Origin of the sequence: Paraburkholderia sp. UCT31 (assembly GCF_014397655.1) — a bacterium.
In the GTDB taxonomy this organism is placed as follows: Bacteria; Pseudomonadota; Gammaproteobacteria; order Burkholderiales; family Burkholderiaceae; genus Paraburkholderia; species Paraburkholderia tuberum.
Genome location: NZ_VZQP01000183.1, coordinates 1 through 1,091, shown reverse-complemented (window position 1 = coordinate 1,091; position 1,091 = coordinate 1). Strand labels below are relative to the sequence as shown.

Genomic DNA, 1,091 nt, shown 5'->3' with positions numbered 1-1,091 from the left:
AAAGGGCGCAGACGGCAAAACGGAATACGAGGTCTCGCTCACCGAACACCGGCTGGAAGAAGCCGTCGAGCATTTCAACGAGTTGCGGCGCGAGGACGAAAAGCCGTTCAAGGCCGTGGCGGTGGTGTCGGAGTTCAACCAGCGAGCCTACGAGCTGTTCGTTCAACCCTTTGTGCAGCATGCGTCGAGCGAGATGACCGCGCGGTTGCTGCGCGATTTTCATCCGTTGCGTCTCCAGCGCTGGGCATTCTCGGACCTGAATCCGTGGGTGGCCGCGCTGCGTCCGATGGCCGATGCTGTCAGAGCCAGCCGGCAGCCCTCGAGCGACCTCGAACCCTGGCGCAAGGTGGAGCAGCGCGGCTCAGAACTGATCAGCGCCTCGCTCGATCAGTTCCGGGCGGTAAGAGACGCCAGCATCGAAGCACTGTTCTTCTCCATCTACGCGAATCTTTTCGCAATGTACGACCCGGACCGCCTCGGCGAGCATGGGGCCGGCACGTCCGCCGCCGCCGATCCTCGCAGCCTGCCGTTCGTCCAGGCGGCGCTCGCCTCGCTGAGGCAGGGCGGCTACAACGAGGCGGTCGCGCGCACCGCGTTCCTGCTCGCGCCAAAGGGCGAGCCGCTGCCGCTATCGCGCATCGAGACAGTCAAGCAACTGGTCGATGAATATGCCGACGACCTGCCGCATTTGCCTCCTGCCGACTGGCGGCGCATTCGCGGGGAGCAGGAACTCATCGCGACTTTTGAGCCGCAACAGGCTATCCAGACGTTGCCCGATCTGCTCGCCAGCCCGGAAGACCGAAACCGGCTCCTGACCTTGCTCGACAAGCTGCTGGCCGACCGGCGGGTGCTGCGCATCCCGCCGACACCCGCGCAGGAAGAGGCGCTGCGCGCCATCCGGTCAGTGCTCGGCGCGACCACCGCGCTCGAGTCGCAGCCCCAAAAGGCCCGCGCACCGCGGGTTCGGGCCACGGCATCGTGAGTGCCGCCAACCCGTCAGTGAGGGAACCCGCCATGGAATCCAGACACGTCAAGTACCACGAGCTCATTGCGCAATGCCGTAATCTTGCGCCCATGCTTCTGGCCGTCGT

General features: G+C 65.3%; 1 protein-coding gene. It reads left to right on the top strand.

Annotated features, from left to right (window positions below):
* Window positions 1-982 (top strand): DUF3141 domain-containing protein (locus tag F6X40_RS41500; protein ID WP_187631893.1); only part of this gene is annotated, 982 nt, incomplete at its 5' end.
* Between the last annotated feature and the right edge of the window lie 109 nt (window positions 983-1,091).